Origin of the sequence: Natrialba taiwanensis DSM 12281 (assembly GCF_000337595.1) — an archaeon.
Lineage (GTDB): Archaea > Halobacteriota > Halobacteria > Halobacteriales > Natrialbaceae > Natrialba > Natrialba taiwanensis.
Genome location: NZ_AOIL01000009.1, coordinates 261,989 through 278,569 on the forward strand (window position 1 = coordinate 261,989; position 16,581 = coordinate 278,569).

Annotated in this window: 14 protein-coding genes; 1 reads left to right on the forward strand and 13 read right to left on the reverse strand. The window is 63.8% G+C overall.

The window, feature by feature from the left end; translation table 11 throughout:
* The first annotated feature begins 32 nt into the window (after window positions 1–32).
* Window positions 33–2,300, forward strand: coding sequence for a CARDB domain-containing protein (locus C484_RS24125; protein ID WP_239640903.1), 2,268 nt, complete (start codon window positions 33–35; stop codon window positions 2,298–2,300).
* An 18-nt stretch (window positions 2,301–2,318) separates the two neighbouring features.
* On the opposite strand, the gene C484_RS02055 is transcribed toward C484_RS24125, so the two are convergent.
* The 13 genes from C484_RS02055 to C484_RS02115 form a co-directional block, all read right to left on the reverse strand.
* The gene (locus C484_RS02055; protein ID WP_006824320.1) at window positions 2,319–3,023 is read right to left on the reverse strand and encodes a MinD/ParA family ATP-binding protein; all 705 of its coding nucleotides are present in this window, start codon (window positions 3,021–3,023) and stop codon (window positions 2,319–2,321) included.
* Entirely contained in the window at window positions 3,020–3,415 is a 396-nt protein-coding gene (locus C484_RS02060) for a DUF7857 domain-containing protein (protein ID WP_006824321.1), read from the reverse strand. Before C484_RS02060 ends, C484_RS02055 begins: the two co-directional genes overlap by 4 nt.
* 24 nt (window positions 3,416–3,439) lie before the next feature.
* Entirely contained in the window at window positions 3,440–4,603 is a 1,164-nt protein-coding gene (locus C484_RS02065) for a hypothetical protein (RefSeq protein WP_006824322.1), read from the reverse strand.
* On the reverse strand, window positions 4,600–5,838 hold the full coding sequence (locus C484_RS02070) for a hypothetical protein (RefSeq protein ID WP_006824323.1): 1,239 nt from the start codon (window positions 5,836–5,838) through the stop codon (window positions 4,600–4,602). The genes C484_RS02065 and C484_RS02070 overlap by 4 nt, the downstream gene beginning before the upstream one ends.
* A gap of 6 nt (window positions 5,839–5,844) precedes the next feature.
* Window positions 5,845–7,293 carry a MinD/ParA family ATP-binding protein gene (locus C484_RS02075; RefSeq protein WP_006824324.1) on the reverse strand — a complete coding sequence of 483 codons (1,449 nt, stop codon included), beginning with the start codon at window positions 7,291–7,293 and terminating at the stop codon, window positions 5,845–5,847.
* An 83-nt stretch (window positions 7,294–7,376) separates the two neighbouring features.
* Window positions 7,377–8,261, reverse strand: coding sequence for a cobalt-precorrin-4/precorrin-4 C(11)-methyltransferase (locus C484_RS02080; protein ID WP_006824325.1), 885 nt, complete (start codon window positions 8,259–8,261; stop codon window positions 7,377–7,379).
* Complete coding sequence (locus C484_RS02085) at window positions 8,251–9,150, reverse strand: cobalt-factor II C(20)-methyltransferase (RefSeq protein WP_006824326.1); 900 nt, start codon at window positions 9,148–9,150, stop codon at window positions 8,251–8,253. The genes C484_RS02080 and C484_RS02085 overlap by 11 nt, the downstream gene beginning before the upstream one ends.
* Window positions 9,147–9,746 (reverse strand): precorrin-6Y C5,15-methyltransferase (decarboxylating) subunit CbiT, encoded by a 600-nt coding sequence (gene cbiT, locus C484_RS02090; protein WP_006824327.1) that lies wholly within the window; start codon window positions 9,744–9,746, stop codon window positions 9,147–9,149. Before cbiT ends, C484_RS02085 begins: the two co-directional genes overlap by 4 nt.
* Before the next feature lie 65 nt (window positions 9,747–9,811).
* The gene (locus C484_RS02095) at window positions 9,812–10,381 is read right to left on the reverse strand and encodes a lamin tail domain-containing protein (protein WP_006824328.1); all 570 of its coding nucleotides are present in this window, start codon (window positions 10,379–10,381) and stop codon (window positions 9,812–9,814) included.
* Window positions 10,382–10,567: 186 nt separating this feature from the next.
* Complete coding sequence (locus tag C484_RS02100; protein WP_152422646.1) at window positions 10,568–11,092, reverse strand: hypothetical protein; 525 nt, start codon at window positions 11,090–11,092, stop codon at window positions 10,568–10,570.
* 301 nt (window positions 11,093–11,393) lie between these two features.
* A complete protein-coding gene (locus C484_RS02105; protein WP_006824330.1) occupies window positions 11,394–11,606 on the reverse strand; it encodes a hypothetical protein in 213 nt (70 codons plus the stop codon).
* Window positions 11,607–11,678: 72 nt separating this feature from the next.
* The gene (gene fdhF / locus C484_RS02110) at window positions 11,679–14,975 is read right to left on the reverse strand and encodes a formate dehydrogenase subunit alpha (RefSeq protein WP_006824331.1); all 3,297 of its coding nucleotides are present in this window, start codon (window positions 14,973–14,975) and stop codon (window positions 11,679–11,681) included.
* Window positions 14,968–16,575: an NADH-ubiquinone oxidoreductase-F iron-sulfur binding region domain-containing protein gene (locus tag C484_RS02115; protein ID WP_006824332.1), complete on the reverse strand. Its 1,608-nt coding sequence runs from the start codon at window positions 16,573–16,575 to the stop codon at window positions 14,968–14,970. The genes fdhF and C484_RS02115 overlap by 8 nt, the downstream gene beginning before the upstream one ends.
* Window positions 16,576–16,581: the final 6 nt, after the last annotated feature.

Genomic DNA, 16,581 nt, shown 5'->3' on the forward strand with positions numbered 1-16,581 from the left:
TATTATTATATATGTGGTTAGAATGATACGGCGTGAAAGAATCAACATTACAAGCATTAGGAAGAGTTCTTGTAGCCTCTCTAGCGATATCTGTTATTGGTATTGCTGGGACAGCAGTTGCAGATGAAGGGGTAGATATTAGAGAATTAGATGGAAGTGGGACAGAAGAAGAACCGTACGTCATTACGACTGTTGAAGAACTACAATCGATAAATCAAGATCTTGAGGGACACTATATACTTGGGAACGATATCAATGCTCGTGATACAGATTCATGGAATAGCGGTACAGGGTTCAAACCTGTAGGAGATGGGGATTTTGGAGATCGATCACAGGCTCCCTTTAGTGGCTCGTTCAACGGTCAGGGACATACGATCTCCGGACTGGTTATTGATAGGCCCGGTGAACACTTTATTGCGCCATTTGGAGTGGTCACAGGTACTGTAGAGAATGTCCACTTAGAAGATGTTGAAGTGTATGGTACTGAACGCCGAATTGCAGGTTTAGCAGGAGATAATCTCGGAACCATCCAAGATGTGTCTGTAACAGGAACAGTCGAAGGAGAGGATCTCTGGGTTGGCGGACTCGTTGCGCGTGGCGACGAAGGGGCGATAATTAAACGTTCAATGGCAGATGTTGACGTGAAGGGAGAAGAAAATGTTGGAGGTTTAGTTGGTGATAATAATGAGCAAACGATAGTTGAATCATATACAACTGGTAATGTCGAAGGTACTGATAGTGTTGGCAGTCTTGTTGGATGGAAGAAGAATGGTGACGATATTATTCAGTCGTATGCCACTGGGGATGTCTCCGGCGAAGAACGGACTGGTGGAGTGATTGGAGCGCTCGCCGGACCGATCAGTGATGGCTATGTAGTAAATACTATCGATGGAAATCCTAGTAAGACAGGGGTAGTATACGGCCTAGAATCCGACGGACATCAACGGCTGGATGCTGTTGTATCCGATTTCTATTACGAAAAACCCACGAATTACGACGGAACTGGTGAGGGAGATGATGTCGGAACAGGGCTATCTAAAGAAGAAATGACCGGTGCAGATGCCAGAACGAATATGGATCTCGACTTCGACAACTTCTGGACTGCGACGGACGAGTATCCAGTCCTCCAGTGGCAGGTTCAAGATGTCGATCTTCGTGTCTCACAGTCCTCAATTGGCGAGGGAGAAACGACCAGCGTGACCGTTGAACTCATACTGGACGATGGCTCGACTGTCACTGCATCCGAAGTCGCCGACTACGACTCTGAAACAGCCGTCGCTTCCGTCTCTGATGGAACGCTCGAGGCGAACTCTGTCGGCCAGACAGAATTGACTGCAACCGTCGCTGGCGAAAGTGATACGGTGACAGTAGAAGTCCTCGAACCGCCGAACATCGAGTTCAGTGACGCTGAATTCGACACGGAAGCGGCCGTCGAGGGAACCACCGTCGATGCAACTGTCACCTACGAGAACACTGGCGGACCTGGTTCAGAAACGGCGACGGTCACGGTCGACGGCGAAACAGTCGCCACAGAGACAGTTCACGTCGATGCCGATAGTGAGACGACCGAATCGATCCAGTGGACGGCACAGCGAAACGGAACGGTTGCGGTCGATGGTGAACCAGTCGGAGACCTCTCCATCGTCGCTCCCGAAGCAATAACGCTCGAGTCGATTTCCCTTCCAGATGAAACAGCACAGGGCAGCGACTACGATATCGAACTCGAGTTCAACAACACGGCGTCGCACCCGGTTGTGGACACGGTCGAACTCCGCGTGAACGGAGCTGTCGGAACGACGAAAACGGTCGAAATCGGTGCAGGTGAATCAACGGAGACGATCACGTACGCCCACGACGAGCAGGGGACCGCGACTCACGTCGTCGACCACCACAGCGACGATGCGACGGGCACGGTAGCCATCATCGCACCCGCCGAGTTCACACTCGACGAACTCGATGCGCCCGAGACGGTGACGAACGGAGAGAACGGTTCGGTATCCGTGACGGTAACGAATACCGGCGGGGCACCGGACACGCAAGATCTCGACTTGCTCGTCGATGGTGAACTCGTCGACACGCAGTCGGTGACACTCGACAGCGGCGGTTCGGAGACGCTCGAGTTCACGCCAGCGTTCGACCAGCAGGGAGAGGTCACAGTCACGATCGCATCGGCCGACGACGAACTCGAGACGGTGGTTGAGAGTACGGCGGCGGCATCCGACGACGGCTCGCCTGGCTTTGGCGGGGTTGTCGCGCTGGCTGCGATCGTCCTTGCGGTGGTCGTGATGCGGCGGCACTGAGAAGAAACAAGCAGTTTTTCAGACGGTTGTGGCTCGGTCGGAGAGTCGGTCTGCAGTCCGTTCGAGTCGGTCGGCAACCGAGTGATAGGCGTCGACGGCCTGTGCGTCGGCGGCGTGATCGCGGACCGGGAGCCAGCGCACCTGTGCGTCGGCGACCGCCTGTTGGGTGGCAATAATTGTGACCTCGACACCGAGCGTTCGGCTGATTCTGTCGGCGATTTCGCTGTGAGCATCCCGATCGGCCTTGTTGAGGACGAGTGTAGCAATCGGTGTCTGGAGGGAATCGGCGAGGGACGCCGTTCGAAACGCGTCGACCAGTGCTGATTTGGACGGTGTCGTAACGAGGATCGTCAGATCGGCACTCCGAAGTTCGATCCCGACATCGCGAGCGAGGCCGGCCGGACAGTCGACAACGACCGTTCCCCACTTCCGTTCGATGCGTTCGAGGATCGCATCCAGATTCTCGAGTTCACGCGCGGCGGCGCGAGCCCCGGCGAGGGTGCGCCCACAGGGGAGGATCGTCACTGGTCCGATCGTCTCGATGGCCGCGGTTGGGTCGACGCGACCGGCGAGGACATCGTGGAGGTCGGGACCGGTCCCTGGCGGGAGGTCGGCAGTCGTGAGATCGGCGTCGACGACGACGGCATCGAGTTCGCGGGCGAGATTCAGTGCGGTCGTGGATTTGCCGACGCCACCTTTGCCGCCGGCGACGGCGACGATCATGGGTCTGGAGTAGGATTGGGATTGGTGTTGGGAGTGCGTTCGAGAATATCGCTCGGCGGACACCATGTATCGAGACCTGCGAGTACTGTTTCGGGTGACCGGATGCGGTCGTCCGTGGAGCGGGTACTCGAGACGACGGTTACGAGGGGGTCGGTTGGGGTGGCTGGACTCGCAAAGCCGAGTCCCTCGCTTCGGTCGGGCCGGATCGTCGTTTCCCAGCAGTCGCCAGTCCACCGAGGGTCGGCGACGCCGTTGGGCCGGGGCGGCCAGATCGGTCCGTCGAGGCGGTGTTCGAGTCTGACTGTCTGTGGTGTCGAATGCGTGTTCGTGAGGACGACTCGGACTGTCGTCACCCCGTTCGTTCTGTCGGCTCTCGCGTCGACCGTAACCATGGCGATGCTATTTCGCGTTCCGATTTAAATGCTCGACCGTGGAGGGGGACAGTCGTCAGTTGGTGTTGGATCAAACGCAGTCAGGTCCGACGGTGAGGCAAGCACCCAGAGTTCATCTTCGGATTCGAGCGTCTCGTTGTCCGCCGGGAGCGGCAAGCGGTCGTTGCCGCGCTCGATGACGAGAACGCGTCCGGGAAGCCAGCCGGCGAACTCGCCGACGAGCGGGCCGTCGGAGTCGATCGAGAGCGTCGTGACGGTTTCCTCGACGGTTCGTAGCGTCGAGGCGAACTCGTAGCCGTCGGTCGGTTCGTCCGGGTAGGTAAGCAGCCGGTAGTGGTCGTCGGCTGGAAGTTCGGCGGCGAGGGCCGCGTCGACGATGACGGTCGCGATAGAGCGAGTCATCGTTCGAAGCGTGCCGGTCGCGACGAGTTCGGGTTCAGTGTGGCCGTCCGTCGACCAGATTGCGACGGGATCGCCGAGGCTGGCATCCGGAGAGGGATCGGCTCGAATCGCGATGGCGACGGCTCCGCGGGGGACCATCGATCCGAGTCCGGTGGACTGCCGGCCGACGAGAACGCGGTCAACGGTACCGTCGTCGGCGAGCGTCACGGCCGCATAGCCGACGTCGTAATCGCGTTCGATGTGTCGTTCGAGGCGTTCACGGCGTGCTGTCGGTGTCAGTCCGTGTGGGAGCCTGATCGTCGCGCCTGAAAGCGCTCTGTGGACGGCCGGGTCGACTGCCTGGTATCCGGTTGCCGTTGCGATCGGTTCCGGCAGCGTGATTTCGACGGCGAGCCGAGCGGAGCGGACGGCAGCCGCGGCTTCGCCGTTCGCATCGATCCGCTCGAGGTCGGCGACCTGACAGGCAATTCTGTCGCCGAGGCGACCGCCGGCCGTCGCAGCGATACCCCCCAGAAGCATCGTTCCGAGCAGGTAGCCGGCGCTGAGACGATGGTCGAACGGAACGGCTCCGAGAAACGCACCGGATGCGAGAGCACCGCTAGAGAGAACGCCAGCAACCGCCGTGAGGCCGAGGAGCGCCGGAATACCGGACGGCGGCGATCGTGTCGACAGCCAGCGGTAGCCCCCCGCCACGAGCAGCCCGGCGGTCGCCGCGAGCAACGCCGTTCCGACGAATCCGACCGCTGCCTCCCGTGCGAGGGAGACGACGAGTTCGGGGTCGATCATCGGGTCACCTTGGGTTGTGGCTGTGGTTGTGATTGTGATGTGGACTGTCGCTGTGGTTGTGAGTTGGACTGCGATCGTGACGGTCTCTCCTCACAATCGGACCGGGGCGAGCCTGCCACAAACGCCCGGTCTGCACCCTGGGGAACCGGATCATCGGCGCTGTGTTGCCAGTGCCAGTCTCCAGCCGTTCGCACGCCGATCGTCGTCGCCGGATCGAGTTCAGCGAGCGCGGTCTCGCGGACGGTGATCGGCTGCCCGGCGTCGTCGAGGATCGTTGCGGCCTCGAGTGCGTGATTGTGTGTGGCGTCGTCGCTCGGCTGCACCGCGATCCGATGGCGGGTCGACTCGAGGAGCGCGTCGGCGGCGGCCGTCTCGACGGCGACGGTCAGCCGGCGGTCGCCGCCGTCGGTACCGATGGCCGCTCGCTGCGTGTCGGCGGCAGGCGCGACGAACTCGTGATCGGTCGCGTCCTGGGTTTCGTCGTCGATAGCGAGGGCCGTTCCCTCGACTGTCGTTTCGTCGCCGCTAATGAGAACGCGATCACCCGGTTCGAGACCGGTCGGCAGCAGCCCGGTTACCGTTACCGCCCGGAAACCGTCGTCGAGGGTCGTCGCGACGCCTTTGGATGGTGGGGCGGCAGCGATCGTCGCTCGCCCGCGGCCATCGATGGCGACGCGAACGGTGGCGAGTCCGTGGTCCGTTCGGAGGCGGCGCTCGAGACGGTCCTCGAGTTCGGCGAGTTGAAGGTCGGCGGGGAATCGCCAGGCACCGTTTTCGAGGGCGGTCCGGAGAGCGGGTGAAAGCGGTGGATAGCCGTCGAACTCGCGGATCGCGCCAGTCGGCCGAATTGTGACTTGCCCCATCGCGTCGACGGCGTCGATCGCGTCGGCGGACAGCGCCTGCCCGCGGACGATGGGAAACGTGCGGTCCTGCGGGAGTGCAGTTGCGATCTGCGCGCCCTGGCTCGTCGCAAAGACGCCGAGCACGCCGGCGATGACGCCGACAAACGCGAGTCGAATCGCCTGTGCGAGGACGGGACCGGAGCCGTGAACCCCACCGAAGACGACGATCGCAGCCGCGATCGGGGCCGCGAGGAGTCCGGTCGCGGCGGGTACCGATCGGTCTCGAGCGAGACCGACGCCTGCTGCAATCAGGCCGAACAGGACGGCGGAAGCGGTGCCCGCCAGAAGGCCGTACGAGACGCCAAGCAGTGATTCGTATGGAAGGTCGACCATCGTGGCTCACCCCTGCTCCGTCTCCGCCTGCGGTGTGTCCGGCTGTGGACGATCCGACTGCGGCGACTGCGCTGGATCGTCCGGTGACGCCTGCTCGGCGCGCGGCGGCGACTCGATCGGTGCAACCCCAGCCCCATCGCTGAACTCGAGTTCGATCGCGCCGACGACGGAGGCGTCGGGACGGTACTTCGGAATTCGGAGGGAGTGCGTACTGGCGGTGCCGGTCGCGGCGAGAGTCCCGGACGAATCGGCGGGCTCGACGTCGGAATCGGAGCCGGAACCGCTGCACTCGAGTTCGAACACGGCATCGGCCAGTCGAAACGTCGCGGACCGGGTTGCTCGATCGTCGCTCGCCCCGCCGAGACAGTGGAGGATGGCGATGCTGTCGGTCTCGGCCAGTCGGTCTGTGAGCGTATCGAGGAAGGTGACGTAGGCCGATCGGTCCCGGCGTTCGAGTTCGTCGATCGGATCGATGATCAGCGTGGCCGCGTTCGGAAGTTTTTCGATCAAGGACGTGGCCTCGTCGAGGGAATCAGTACCGGTGACGAGTCTGATCGTCGGGGTGCCGGTTCCGACGGGGGTCGACTCGAGTTCGTGACGGACGGTCGTTCGTGAGCGATCCGTCGAGAGGTACAACGTTCCGCGGACGGCGGTCGCCCGGTGGAGGAGCCGTTCGCCCTGGCTGGCGGGCGGGCTGACGAACGCGACGAGCGAACCGGGTTCCAGGCCGCCGCCCAAGTGCTGGTCGATCGCGTCCGTGCCGAGCGGGAGTCGGTCGTCGGCGTACGTCGGCAGTGCGCGGTCGGCCGGTGACTGTGACACCAGTCGAGCGACGGCGTCGTCGAACGCCGCCGCGACCGCATCGTTGGCGAGCGGTGACGGGCGGTCGGGAACGCAGCCGAGCAACGGGACACCCTCCCAGCGGGTCGCCGGTTCCGGCACCGCCGAACACCGGTTCAAAAGAGCGCCGTAGATGGGGACGCCGAGTCGGCGAGCCATCTCGATCGTCGTCGCTGCGGCCGTGAGACTCCGTTCGGAATCCGTGGCGACGACGATGACGCCGTCGGCCTGCCGCAGCGGGTCAACGACGCTCGGGCCGGCTCCGGACGGACAGTCGAGGAACACCTGTACGCTCTCAGTATCGAGGTGTTCCTCGAGCGAATCGAACTCGAACGTCTGGTCGGGCGTCGGTGCGGGAACGATACCGACACCGGACGAACGAGGGTGTTGCTGCGCACCGTCGCGAACGGTCGTGGTTTCGGACTCGGAGGCACGATCGACGAGCGTGGCGAGCGTCGGCTCGCGGTCCGTCTCGGTCATCACGTGCAGATTCGGCAGTTGGCGATCCGCGTCGATGGCAAGCACCGGGGTATCGGCTCTGGCGAACGCCTCGGCGAGACCGAGCGTTATCGTGGACTTTCCACAGCCGCCTTTCGAGCCGGCAATAGCGATCATAGCCCAGGCTATTGCGGCATCTGTTTTGAAGGTGCGGACCAGCTGCCCGGAACCGAAACTGACCGTCGTCGCCGGCCTCCGCCTCAATCCGTCGAGTTCGCGCCGCGGTTCGCCCAGTCGCCGTACAGATACGACCGTTCGTAGCCGGCACCCGTAACGGCGTCGCCGATGACGACGAGTGCAGAGGCGCGATAGCCGGCCTCCTCAACCCGGTCCGCGATGTCGTCGATCGAACCGATAAGCACGTCCTCGTCGGGCCAGGAGGCGTGGTAGATCACCGCGACGGGCGTCTCGGGATCGTGGCCGTCCGCGAGCAGGCGATCCATCGTGTCCCGGACGGCGTGAGTGCCGAGGTAGAGACAGGTCGTGACGTCGCCCATCGAGATGAACTCGGAGATGTGATCCTCGTCTTCGCTCAGGGTCTTACCCTGCGGCCGGGTGAACGCGACGTGATTCGAAACCTCGTTGAGCGTCAACTGCGTTCGCATCGTGGCGCTCGCGGCGAACGCCGACGTGACGCCGGGGACGATGTACGTCGGGACGCCCTCGTGCTCCAGCGCGTCCATCTGCTCGAGTGCGGCCCCGTAGATCGCGGGGTCGCCGCTGTGGAGACGGACGACCTGCCGGCCCTCCTCGTAGGCGTCCCGCATCAGCGGCACGAGTTCTTCGAGGTCCTTCCCGACCGAATTGACGAGGTCGGCGTGGCCGCAGTAGGCGTCGAGGAGGTCGCTGTTGACCAGCGAGCCGGCGTGGACGACGAGGTCGGCCGCCTCGAGCAGTTCCTTCCCGGCGACGGTCAAGAGTCGCGGGTTGCCGGGGCCAGCGCCGACGAAGGGGACCCCGTCCTGGTCGTCGCCGGCGCTGTGTGCGAAGATGCGGTCATCGAGGTCGTCGCGGCGGCGGTCGCTCTGCGAGTCGATTGCGGTCTGTGGGTCGGTCGCGGTCGACGATGCCGTGTTATCGCTCATCGGCGACCCCCGTGGTTCCGTGGTCGGCGTCTCCGTGATCGGCATCACAGTCACCGCCCGCACAGCCCTCGGCCCGTTCGAGTGCCGCGAGTTCGGCTAGTTCCGCGGCCGTGAACTCGCGGCCGCCGTCGGAGCGGACGTTCGTGTCGGCGGTATCGGATCCGCTGGGTGTATCGGCGTCGGTCGTCTCGCCGGAGACGGCGCTGGTATCGAATGCTGCCGTCGCCGATTCGACGTCGAGGGATTCCTTCTCGGCGTAGGCGAGCGTATAGTAGTCGCGCTCGGCGAGTTCGGTGGGATCGTCCGTGATGGCGGTCTCGCCCTGTTCCATGAACAGGCGGCGGCCGTAGGTCACGTCGTAGCCGGCCGCGACGAGGCCCTCGTGGGTGGCCGGCGCGTCGGTGACTTTGAACAGGATCATGCGGTCCGGACCGGTCGGACTATGGCCGGCAGCGGCCTCGCGGAGCGAGAGGCCGGCACCGGCTTCGATTTCGACGCCGAGTGCGGTCGCGAAGGCAGTGACGGCGCTGACGCCGGGAACGATTTCGAGATCGACATCGGGGTGGAAGGCGTCGATCGTGCGGCGCAGATGGCCGAACGTCGAGTAGACGTTCGGGTCGCCAAGCGTCACGAACGCGACGTCGCCCGTGGTCGCCTTCGGGGCGACTTCCGCGGCGGCCTCCTTCCAAGCGGTGCGGAGTTTCTCCTCGTCTTTCGTCATCGGGAAGTCCAGGTCGCCGATTCGCTCCTCGGGGACGTGCTCGAGCGCGACGGTCCGAGAGAGGCGACCCGGAGAGTAGACGACATCGGCGGTCTCCAGAATCTCCTTCCCGCGAACCGTGACGAGGTCGGCTTCACCGGGGCCGAGTCCGACGCCATAGAGAGTCATCGGGTCGTCCCTCCGGAGCGGGCTTCGGTATCGGTCTCGTCCGAAGACGGGGTCGCACTTCCGACCAGCATGTAGACTGGGTTGTCCGAGTTGAAACTCGTCGCCCCGGCGAGTTCGTAGCCGTGGCTCACCTGGAACTGGACGACTTCCTCGAGCAAGTCGCGTTCGCGGAAGGCAGCGGCCGCTCGGCCGGCGACTTCGAGTCGGGAGACGTTCATCACGATACGGTCGACGCCCGTCTCGGCGGCGTGATCGAGGACGGCCTCGAAGTTGCGACTGCCGCCGAGAAAGAGCGCGTCGGCGTCGGCCGGCAACCCGTCGGGCGCTTCCGCGTTCCGAAGTTCGACGTCGGCGCGTATCGCCGCGTCGTTTGCCGCGAGGTTCTTCTCGGTCGTCTCGAGTCGCTCGGCTTTCCGTTCGAGCGCGGTGACGCTGCCGGCTCGGCGGGCGGCCTCGATGGTGACGGCACCCGTACAGGAGCCGACCTCGACGAAGTGGTCGTCCGGCTCGAGTTCGAGTTTCGACTGGACGACGGCGCGGACCTCCGATTTGGTCGGTCCGGCCTTCGCGTCGTGCGGGAGCGCGATGGATGGCATCACCTGTGGCAACAGTCGCCCGTACTAAAACAATTTTGTTTGGAGTAGGAAAAGTTCGTTTGATTTCACGGCCGTCCGTGTAGACACTCGATCGAGTCCCCAGCGTCGTCGGTAACGGATCCACCGTCGCAACCACCGTTTTCGTAGTGCGCAGCTGAAACGCGAGCGCCCGCCGCGTTTCTCACGCGGACCGTTCCGTCGTCGCCAAGCACCGGTAACTCGTCGTCAAAACCGGCATAGCGGAGGTACACCGGAGGGCTGGTCAGAAGCGTCGCGTCGGTTCCGTCTCGGCTCGCGAGCACGAACTGTGCGCCCGGTTCGAGGACGAGATCGGCGATCCGGTATGTCCGATCGTCGGAGTAGGCGACAACGTATCCGGACACGTCGACGGCGTCGTCGGCGTCGTTCCTGAGAACGAAATACTCGCCGTCGATGAACTCGCGGTCTCGGTCAGCCGCGTAGACGCCGGTGAAACGCACGTCGACAGTGTCGGCTCCGGTGATGTCGATATCGATATCAGTATCGGTTCCGTCCTCGTTCGGCGCTGACGCACGATCCCACCCGAGTTCAGCGAGACACCCGGCGCTGCCGATGACGCCGAGCGTACTCAGGGCGAGGAGGTCGCGTCGTTGCATACCGATTCAGAGGAAAGAAACCGGGAAAACCGTTGGGGAAGGACAAACGGTCATTTCAGCTATTCGGTTCAGATGGTAGTAGTAGCATCGACCAGCGGCAAAGCGCAGTACACAGTCTCGAGACGGCAGACGGACGGGAGATCGGCCTTGAAGCGGCCGATCAATTGGAATAGAAAAGCGCGATCGCTACGCCGTCCGTTTTGTCCGTTCGTAATACCAACCGCCGAACAGTCCGAGCGGGATCACCAGCCATCCGGCGGCCACCAGTGCCATACCGAAGCCCCGGGGGATGCGCACTATCACGGCGATTGCTGCCTCCAGGAGCCCCATCTCGCCCTGAGCGAGGGTCAAAATCGGATTGAACAGCGCAGCGCCGAGTGTGCCCCCGAGGAGACCGAAGATCGACGTTATCGCGCCGAGGAATGCGCCGGAGCGAGCGGGATTTGCGTCCGAGTACGCGTACCGCCAGCAGAGCGTACCACCGACGAACGCGGAGGGAATTGCGAACGGAACGTAAAACAGGGCCGAGATGAAGACGAATCCGACCGTGTGAGAAACAGTTCGAGTGGCAACGAGCAGAAAGGTGCCGCCAAACCACAGGAACGCAGCCAGAATCGCGGTCACTGCCATCGCGATACCGCCGCCGACGCCCTGACGAGCGGTGAACGGAACTCGGGCGGACTCGTCTCGGCGGTGCGCTGGTCGTCTCACACGGAGAGGTTCCGTCGGGAACATATCAATACTTCGTCATCGAGCGCAGTCTTCCCTCTAAAACGGTGCAGTGAATCGAGTTCGGTTGCGCGACCTGGATCGAACGGCTCTCGCGACGACAACCGCCGCGACGAGACCCGATCCGATGAGCGCACAGCGACAGAGCCGCGGTGATGAGATGGAACTGGTATCGGGTTCGCTGCTGGCCGCCTGTGAACTCGTTCTCGTCATACACTATCGTCCACGACGACGGCCTTATACTCTAGCCGGCGATTCGCCGACGAGTTCGCCTCGCCGGGCGCTACGTCCGCTCGGGTTCGTGGAGGATCACTTCGTCGTCGGTGATCTCCGTGATCGTCTCCGCGTCGATATCCTCGCTGTGTTCGGTTTCACCGCCCCCCATCAAATCGACGTAGACGTGCCCCTGGTCCACCTTAGCGACCGTCCCGATCTGCTGACCCTCGTCCGTGGTGACGGATCTACCCACCAGATCGTCCGTTAGTTCGTGGTCCATAGCGTTCGCAACCGGATCGGCCGGGCGAATAGAGCTACTGCCTGCGATGGCCCGCAGCGTCCTGTTCACCCGTCAGTCGTCGTCCGAGTATGGTCCCGGCGTCCCGATCGGTTCGGTATCGGGATCGGGGCCCATCGAACTGACCCGGACGCTCGCCAGTTTGTAGTCCGGAATCCGGCTCACCGGATCGAGTTCTTCCTGCGTGAGTTCGTTGACCGCACCCTGGGCGAAGTGCATCGGGATGAAGATCTTTCCGGGGGCGGTGCGCTCAGTCACCTTCGCACGGACGACGATGGAGCCGCGCTTGGATTCGACCTCGACGTACTCGCCGTCCGCGACGCCGATCTGACCCGCCGTCTGCGGGTGGATCTCTGCATAACTCTCGCCGACGTGGCCCATCAGCCCCTCGCTGCGCCGGGTGAGTTGGCCGGTGTGCCAGTGGTACAACACGCGTCCCGACGTGAGCGCGATGGGGAACTCCTCGTTGGGCAATTCCGTGGGATCGCCCAGATCGGCGGGGATGAACCGCGCCTTTCCATCCTCGAAGTTGAACTCGTCCTCGTAGAGGTACGGGGTTCCGGGGTGGTCCTCGTCCGGACAGGGCCACTGCAACCCGTCGCCCTTCTCCTCTAAGCGCTCGTGGGTGATGCCGCCGTAGATCGGCGTCAACTCGTTGACCTCGTCCATGATGTCGGTCGGCGAGTCGTACTGCCAATCGAAGTCCATTCGCCGGGCGAGTTCTTGCAGGATCTTCCAGTCCGCACGCGCCGATCCCGGCGGGTCGACCGCCGGACGGACCAGTTGCACGCGCCGCTCGGTGTTCGTGACGGTGCCGTACTTCTCGGTGAACGTCGCCGCCGGGAGGATGACGTCGGCGTACTCTGCGGTCTCCGTCATGAAGATGTCCTGGACGACGAGGAAGTCGAGTTCAGCCAGACTCTCTCGGGCGTTCGTCACGTCGGGTTCCGAGATTGCGGGGTTTTCCCCGATGATGTACATCCCGCGGACGTTGCCCTCGTCGACCTCGTCGAATACTTCCGTGACGCGAAGGCCCGGTTCGTCCGGCGGGCGGACGCCCCACTCCTCCTCGAACTGGTCGAGTACGTCGTCGTCGCTAACGTCCTGATACCCCGGCAGGTTGTCGGGGATGGTCCCCATGTCACCGCCGCCGCCCTGGACGTTGTTCTGTCCGCGGAACGGCGACACGCCGGCGTTCGGCTTGCCGACGTTCCCGGTCACGAGCGCGAGGTCCGCGAGTGCGAGGACCGTCTGGGTGCCGTACGTGTGCTGGGAGATTCCCATCGCCCAACCGAACACGCACGAGTCGGCTTCGGCGATCGTTTCCGCTGCGTTCGCCAGTTCCTCGGGCGAAACATCGGCGAGTTCCTCGACCTTCTCGGGGGTGAACGATTGGACTTTCTCCCGTACGTCCTCGAATCCCTTCGTGCGCTCCTCGATGAACGCCTCGTCGTGCAGATCGTTCTCAATTATGTGACGGATCATCCCGTTGATCCACGCGATGTCGTGGCCGCCCGCCGTGCGCGTGAACTGGTCCGCGTGCTCGGCGAGTTCGATCCGCCGCGGCTCGAAGACGAACAGGTCCGCCCCGTCTCGCACGTTCTGCTTGAGCTTCGTCGCCAGCACAGGGTGGCTCTCGGTCGTGTTCGATCCGGTGATGAGATAGCAGTCGGCGTTGCCCACGTCCTTGATCCGGTTCGACATCGCGCCATAACCCATCGTCTGTTTCAACGCCGCGACGGTCGAGGAGTGACAGAGTCGCGTGCAGTTGTCGATGTTCTTCGTGCCGAGCACCTGGCGGGCGAACTTCTGCATCAGGAAGTTCTCCTCGTTGGTCGCCTTCGACGAGGAAAACACCGCGAGCGAGTCCTGTCCGTAGGTCTCGCGCGTCTCGCTCAACTCCTCGACGACCCGCGAAAGCGCCTCGTCCCACGATGCCTCGCGGAACCCGTCGGGTCCGGCGGGGCCGTCGGGGGCGTCCTTCCGGCGGATCAACGGCGTCTCGAGGCGCTCGTCGCTGTTGGCGAAGTCGTAGCCGAACTTACCCTTGACGCAGGTCGAGTAACCGTTCGCCGGCGTGGCGTCCGGATCGGCCGGCCGCGTTCCGAGAACCTCGCCGTCCTTGCCGTACAGATCGAATCGACAGCCGACCGCACAGAACCCGCAGGTAGTCTCGGCTTTGGTCACCCGCTTGAGTCGCTGGTCGCCCACCGCGTGGCCGATGTCGAACAGCATGCCCTCGGGGAGCGAGTTCGCCGCGACGAACTCGGCCGTGTGTTCGGTCCCCTCGAGTACCATCTCTGCCGTTTCGCGGGCCTTCTCGCTGGCCAGTTTTCGCGTCCGTCCGGCCTGTTGTTTCGCTCGAGACATCATCTTCGCGACGCCGGACTTTCTGGCGACGTTTACGTCCGTCGGCGATCGGCCGGAAACCGCACGGTTCGGCGCTGAACTCGTCTCGCTCGTCTCGGCCCGCTCGCCGTGGATCACCCGGCCGACCGAGTTCTCCTGATCGAAACCGGGCAACGGCAGCGTCGTCATATCGGTGAGTCCTTCTTCGACGATCGACCCGGTCGGACAGACCGTCGCGCAGTGGCCACAGGAGATGCAGTTCGAGTCGGCCATCGTCTCGGCCTCGCTCTGGAAGCCGATGCGGGTATCGGGTCCGTTGCCCTCCATTCGGAGCACGCCCGCAACCTGGACGTCGCTACAGGCCTCGACGCAGCGATTACAGAGAATGCACTTGTTCCGGTCGATCTGGATGAACGACGACGTGGAGTCGATCGGTTCGTACTCGTCGCGGTCGTCGAACACGCCGTAGCGCGGGTGCTCGACGCCCTGCTGGATCGACGCCTCCTGCAGTTCGCACCAGCCGTTTTTCGAACACGTAGTACACCGGAGATTGTGATTCGAGAGGAGGAGATCCAGGTTGACGTCGCGAGCCTCCATCGCGTCGGCCGTGTCCGTCTCGACTGTCAGGCCGTCTTCGGCCGGGAAACTACACGACGGAACCAGGCCGTACGCGTCCGTCTCGACCATGCACGTCCGGCACTCGCTCCGCGGCCCGATCTCGTACCGGCCGTGATCGCCCGAATCGCCCTCGTCCCCGCGTTCGTAGTGACAGAGCGCGGGCACGTCTTGGTGGGCGTCGGTTCCCTCGATGGCGTCGAGGACGGTCGATCCCGGGCGCATCGTGAGTCGCTCGCCGTCGACAGTGATCTCGGTCGTGGTCGTTGTCACGTCGACGTTCGGATCGTTCGCCGTCCCCTTGTTGAAATCCTCGGTCAACGGCGTCTCGGGCTGGGGATCGTCGATATTCGGTACGTGCGGATGCGGGTCGTTGTAGCTACTCATGAGCGGTAGAGCCGGGTCGTCGCGGTTCGGTTCGGCGCTCGGTCGCTGCCTGTTCCTCGCAAAAGCCGGCCGGACAGTACCCCTCGGTGTGGGCGGTGAACTCGCTATCGAAGTTCGACATGGCCGTCGTCGTCGGACGCGAGGCGGTCTGTCCGAAGTCACAGATCGACGAGCGACGCATCACGCGGGCGAGTTCCTCGATCATGCCGCGGTTGTAGTCGCCGTCGTAGATCTCGCGGAGGAGTTCGAGGAGCTGTTTGGTTCCCTCACGGCCGGGAACGCAGCGCCCGCAATTGCCCTCGCGGGCGAACTTCGCGCGCTTCCCGGCGAACGCGACCATACACCGGTCGTCGTTGAGTCGTTCGACGATGCCGTTGGTTCCCAGGTTCGACGAGCGAAGCGCCCCCGCGCTCGGCGAAACGCGGATATCGCGGGTGATCCCGCCGAAGACGCCGCCGACGCAGGCGGCTTTGAACTGCCCGTCGCCGACGACGGCGTCGAACGCCGTTTTCAGCGAGCCGTCGGTAGGGAGTTCGACTGTCGCCGGTGATTCCACGTCGCCGGCGACGGAAAGGAGCCGTGTCCCGGGATCCGTCTCGTCGGTCTCCATCGCCTCGGGTGACGCGAGGGCTGCCCGAACCTGGGCGAGCGTGCGAGGCGTGTGAATCGCTGTCGGCCGGCCGAAGAGCCCGTACTCCGCGGGTCCCGGCGGACGGCGGCGCGCTTCGAGCCGATCGTTTCCCTCAAGCGATTCGAGCGCCATCGTCATCTCTCCCGCCCGGTACGTGTCGGGACCGCTTGCGACCTGTACGTTCAACTCGACACCGTCGACATCCCGATCGAGCGCCCCTGCAGCCTGCTCGACTCGCTCGCGCGCTAGCGTGTCCGATTCATCGAGGTAGACGACGATATCGGGCGTCTCGAGGGCCGACGCGACGACACTGGCTCCGTCCAGTACATCGATCGGGACGCTCTCAAGCAACAGCGAGTCCATCCGCGCGTTCTCATCCGCCTCGTTTCCGTTAACGACGACTACCGGATCACCGGGAGCCTCCCGAACCGTCGTCCACGTCTCCGAAACCGGATCGTCCGTGCTTCCATCGCCGCGGCCGCGGCCGCGAAGCCCGATCTCGGCGAGTCGGTCGAACGCCTCGTTCGATCCGATGGGAGAGACGAGTTCAGTGCTGAACTCGTACTCGTAATCGGTGACGCTTGCCGGCGCGACCCAGCCACATCGGGCGAGTGCGACGCGCTCGCCGACCGCGAGCGGGCCGGAGTCGGGACGGGGGAGCGTCGCCGGTTCGGGATCGTGCGAGACGACCGCGTGAGCGCCGTCGGTCGGTGACTCACCTTCCTCGAGCGTGTCGACGAGCAGCCGGACGTCGCTGGGCGAGACGGCGGTGTGGAACGCGGTCGTCCCGTCGGCGGTCGTCACCGCAAGCGGGTCGAACCGCGGGACGCCGACAGGGCCGACTTCGACGACGTGCGTGTCCGTTGCCGTCTCGCGCGCAACGTCGAGTACTGCTTCCGGCGCGGGCGTTGCAGCGCTACTGATTCGAACGGTCGGCGACTGGCCGATTGCACCCCGCTGTTCGCGCATACCCAT

What these genes read in the sequence shown, in the direction of transcription:
- C484_RS02095 (WP_006824328.1), bottom strand. Translation starts at nt 10,381, where the DNA reads ATGCAACGACGCGACCTCCTCGCCCTGAGTACGCTCGGCGTCATCGGC.
- C484_RS02055 (WP_006824320.1), bottom strand. Translation starts at nt 3,023, where the DNA reads ATGATCGTCGCCGTCGCCGGCGGCAAAGGTGGCGTCGGCAAATCCACG.
- C484_RS02085 (WP_006824326.1), bottom strand. Translation starts at nt 9,150, where the DNA reads ATGACTCTCTATGGCGTCGGACTCGGCCCCGGTGAAGCCGACCTCGTC.
- cbiT (WP_006824327.1), bottom strand. Translation starts at nt 9,746, where the DNA reads ATGCCATCCATCGCGCTCCCGCACGACGCGAAGGCCGGACCGACCAAA.
- C484_RS02115 (WP_006824332.1), bottom strand. Translation starts at nt 16,575, where the DNA reads ATGCGCGAACAGCGGGGTGCAATCGGCCAGTCGCCGACCGTTCGAATC.
- fdhF (WP_006824331.1), bottom strand. Translation starts at nt 14,975, where the DNA reads ATGAGTAGCTACAACGACCCGCATCCGCACGTACCGAATATCGACGAT.
- C484_RS02075 (WP_006824324.1), bottom strand. Translation starts at nt 7,293, where the DNA reads ATGATCGCTATTGCCGGCTCGAAAGGCGGCTGTGGAAAGTCCACGATA.
- C484_RS02105 (WP_006824330.1), bottom strand. Translation starts at nt 11,606, where the DNA reads ATGGACCACGAACTAACGGACGATCTGGTGGGTAGATCCGTCACCACG.
- C484_RS02065 (WP_006824322.1), bottom strand. Translation starts at nt 4,603, where the DNA reads ATGATCGACCCCGAACTCGTCGTCTCCCTCGCACGGGAGGCAGCGGTC.
- C484_RS02080 (WP_006824325.1), bottom strand. Translation starts at nt 8,261, where the DNA reads ATGAGCGATAACACGGCATCGTCGACCGCGACCGACCCACAGACCGCA.
- C484_RS02070 (WP_006824323.1), bottom strand. Translation starts at nt 5,838, where the DNA reads ATGGTCGACCTTCCATACGAATCACTGCTTGGCGTCTCGTACGGCCTT.
- C484_RS02060 (WP_006824321.1), bottom strand. Translation starts at nt 3,415, where the DNA reads ATGGTTACGGTCGACGCGAGAGCCGACAGAACGAACGGGGTGACGACA.